The following is a 3,607-nucleotide window of genomic DNA, read 5'->3' as shown; positions in this document are numbered from 1 at the left end:
CCACGTTGGAAGTGGTCGGGATACTTGTCCGACGCCCTGCCGTAATTTTTCCATGCTTATTTTTGACTTGCGTGTGGTAACAACTTTTTTTCTCCAGCCGTTTTTTCTGGTTTTGTATGGTGGCTTTGCTGATGTTGTACCCACCGGCCAGACCCGATAGGAAGCACCTGCTGCAAGTTTGTTCAGTATCATTTGCCGGTAGTCTTTTGAGTATGCCATATGTGGTATTGTGCTGAATTTAATTTTCTTTGACTATAGCTTGAAGATATAGGGTAAATAGATGGCAGTCAGGCATGCCGTCGCTGGGCAAGTGTAATACACCGGCAATTTTGTCCAAGGCATGATGCAGAGCCGGCTCGAATTGCAGGCATTCTTCCGGCTGAAAACGCTGATAGGGAGCACCACATTCAGCCAAGACTCCAATGTCTTTAGCCACCGCAGCCATTTCTTTTTGCGTGCGAAAAATCTGTAACGTACCCTGATGCCGACCTTCGAAATCCAAGCCAGTTTCAGCTTCGAAAAGGCGGAACATCTCGCGACTGTATTCGGAAATGCGTACGTACCATGCGTTCTTTAATTGGTTTGATAACGCTCGGTGGAAGAGCTTTACAGCACACTCATGATCCAATTGCCATTGGAAACGGCTGCCATCGGGCTTAAAGAGCAACGGCAAATACCCTCTGAACAGCCATTTGACCGCCTTGGCAGGAATGCCGGAAGCCGCCCAAGGTGTGGTATAGCCGGCCTGCATTGGCAAAACTGGTTTCCATCGCTACTGCTTGCGCCCGATCAATTGCGATCACCCGATGCCCTGCTTCCAATAAATACTAAGCCGTTGCGATACCGGTGACACCTACACCTAAAACCGCTACCTCCATAATTTCTCCATGTTTTATACGAAATCAATATAGTGTAGTTGATTTTTATTGGTTTATTTGATTTTATTTTTTAATTTTATAAATTATTATCCTTAAAATTGATTTTTAAAAAAGAGAGCTTAACCATGAAGGAATTAGATAAAACCGATTTGAAAATCCTAAAATTTTTGCAGCAAAACGCCCGTATGCAGATGACCGAACTAGCTGAAAAGTCGGCCTCTCCACTACCCCCGTGACAGGACGCGTGCGCCGTTTGGAACGCTGTCATTTTATCACCAGCTACCATGCACACCTTAATCCGCATGCACTCGAGCAAAGCCTGCTTGTATTTGTGGAAATCAAGCTGCGCTCGAAATCGAGCAATATTTTTGAAGATTTCCGCCACGAAGTGGCGCATATTCCGCAAATTTTGGAATGTCATCTGGTTTCCGGCGGATACAATTATCTGATTAAAGTGCGCCTGCCCGATATGTCGGCATACCGCGACATGCTCGGCAATATCTTGTTGCAACTACCCGCAGCTGCCGAAAGCCGAAGCTATATAGTAATGGAAGAAGTAAAAGAAATGCCGATGTTGAATCTGGATTGAAACGGACAAAATAAGGGGCTATATTTGATGGTTCTGTCGGACTTGGTGAAAGTTATTTTGGCAGGCAACAACCTGACGGGTTTTACGGTAAACAACGCTGCTGCATTGGGGTGGATATCCAATAAACCGGCAGCCGGACGGGCAGTAACTCCGGGTACAAAAAACCCAAGTTGTTTTTTTTGTACTTTTTCAGATAATTTACAGTGTGTTATCTTCATTTTCGAATGAGTAACATAACTGCCAATCCAATACAGCCCCTTGAATATTCTCAAGAACTGAGCGTTTTGCCGTGCCTTTCGCATTCCTGACGACCTGCAACAATCCCCAAAAGGGTTTTCAAGAAAAAAACGAAAAGTGTAAACAAATGCTGGAATTTTTTACTGCGCGCCCAGGCTGTCTGAAACAGGTTTCAGAAGGCTTTTGTTTGCTGGATACAATCAGCGATACAGTGCCACGATGGTTTTTGCGGCTTTGACACAGGTTTCGACATCGGCCACCAAGGCAATGCGCACATAGCCTTCGGCCGGATTGCCTTGCCCGGTGTCGCGCGCCAGGAAGCGGCCGGGTAACACTTGGATGGCCGCTTTGGTCCACAAGCGTTTGGCAAAGGACAAGTCGTCGCCGGCAGGCACTTTCAGCCACACATAAAACGATGCGTCTGGAAAATCGACATCAAAGACTTCGCGTAAAATCGGAATCACTTTGTCGAATTTTTCCTGATACAGGCGGCGGTTGTCGATGACGTGGGCTTCGTCGTTCCACGCGGCGATGCTGGCACGCTGTACCGGAATGCTCATTGCGCTGCCGTGGTAGGTTCGGTATAGCAGGAATTCTTTCAGCAAAGCGGCATCGCCTGCCACAAAGCCGGAACGCAAGCCTGGTACGTTGGAGCGTTTGGACAAGCTGGTAAACATCACCAATTTATCGAAACCGCGGCCCAATTGAGCTGCAGCCTGCAAACCGCCGACGGGTTTGTTGCCGCCGAAATAGATTTCCGAATAGCATTCGTCGGAAGCAATCACGAAACCATATTTGTCTTGCAAGACAAACAATTTTTGCCAATCGGCTAATTGCAGCACGCTGCCACTCGGATTATTTGGTGAGCAGACTAAAACCATTTTTGCGCGTTGCCAAATGTCGTCTGAAACACTTGACCAATCTGGGTTGAACGAAGGGGCAAGGCAGTTGGCAAAATAAATTTCACCGCCGCCGAGAATCGTGCCACCTTCATAAATTTGATAAAACGGATTCGGACTGATTACCACAGGCTTAGTGCCGGCTGTCGGGTTTAAAACGGTTTGAATGAATGAGAACAAAGCTTCGCGGCTGCCTAAAACTGGCAGGATTTCCGTGTCCGGATCGACCTGCAAACCATCATAGCGGCGTGCCAGCCAATCGGCACAGGCTCGGTGTAATTCCGGCAAGCCGGCGGTCAGGGGGTATTTTTCCAATTCGCTCAAAGAAGCGGTAAGTGCATCGGTGATGACTTTGGGTGTGGCGTGTTTAGGTTCGCCGATATGCAGCGGTACGGCTGGCACGCCTTTGGGAGCTTCCAAGCCTTGCATGGCTTCGCGCAGACGGGCGAACGGGTAGGGTTTGAGTTGGGATAATAATGGGTTCATGATGTTTCCGAGCCTTAAATTTAACCGCTATGTTAACATTTTTTTGCTTCATTTTGTTAACAATCTGAGCAGAATAGAGATTATTGGAGCTGTCTGAAAAATGGTGGGAAGTATACGGGCGATAAATAAACCGAAAAGTAAAAGGCCGTCTGAACCCTGTTTCAGACAGCCTGGGCACGAAGTAAAAAATTCCAGCATTTGTTTACACTTTTCGTTTTTTTTTTGAAAACCCTTTTGGGGATTGTTGCAGGTCGTCAGGAATGCGAAAGGCACGGCAAAACGCTCAGTTCTTGAGAATATTCAAGTTGTTGCCTGCCATTTAACGCTTAAAGCAGATAAAGTTTTTGATGGCTCCGTCGGGCTGGATAGGCGGTATTCCGGCGTTCAGTGTAAAGGCAAACAGGATTGCGAAAGCAGCGGGTAAAGCCGCTCCGTATCCGGTATTTTGAAACGGCAGGGTGAGGTACCGTTGTTGCAGAAAACACCGGGAAAGATACGTCACTGCCTGTTATTAAACG

At 47.2% G+C, this 3,607-nt stretch carries 2 protein-coding genes and 3 pseudogenes; 1 reads left to right on the top strand and 4 read right to left on the bottom strand.

Going from position 1 to position 3,607, the window contains the following annotated elements; all coding sequences use genetic code 11:
* A partial coding sequence (locus tag C7N83_RS15445) for a hypothetical protein (RefSeq protein ID WP_211296672.1) occupies positions 1-192 on the bottom strand: 192 nt, incomplete at its 3' end.
* A gap of 67 nt (positions 193-259) precedes the next feature.
* Positions 260-821: pseudogene (locus C7N83_RS13430) on the bottom strand (FAD-dependent oxidoreductase); the annotation flags it as partial.
* 182 nt (positions 822-1,003) lie between these two features.
* Here C7N83_RS13430 and C7N83_RS13425 point away from each other — a divergent pair.
* Positions 1,004-1,467, top strand: a pseudogene (locus tag C7N83_RS13425) (Lrp/AsnC ligand binding domain-containing protein).
* An 89-nt stretch (positions 1,468-1,556) separates the two neighbouring features.
* On the opposite strand, the pseudogene C7N83_RS16395 reads toward C7N83_RS13425, so the two are convergent.
* Both C7N83_RS16395 and dapC read right to left on the bottom strand, forming a co-directional pair.
* Positions 1,557-1,685 (bottom strand): annotated as a pseudogene (locus tag C7N83_RS16395) (IS1595 family transposase); the annotation flags it as partial.
* A gap of 219 nt (positions 1,686-1,904) precedes the next feature.
* Entirely contained in the window at positions 1,905-3,089 is a 1,185-nt protein-coding gene (dapC, locus tag C7N83_RS13415; RefSeq protein WP_106743236.1) for a succinyldiaminopimelate transaminase, read from the bottom strand.
* Positions 3,090-3,607: the final 518 nt, after the last annotated feature.

Origin of the sequence: Neisseria iguanae, assembly GCF_003013245.1 — a bacterium.
Taxonomy (GTDB): Bacteria; Pseudomonadota; Gammaproteobacteria; order Burkholderiales; family Neisseriaceae; genus Neisseria; species Neisseria iguanae.
Note: the sequence above shows the minus strand (reverse complement) of the source record. Positions and strands in the feature narration are given on the sequence as shown.

Excerpts from the sequence above, each read along its gene's own strand:
- dapC (WP_106743236.1), bottom strand. The coding sequence starts at position 3,089 with ATGAACCCATTATTATCCCAACTCAAACCCTACCCGTTCGCCCGTCTG.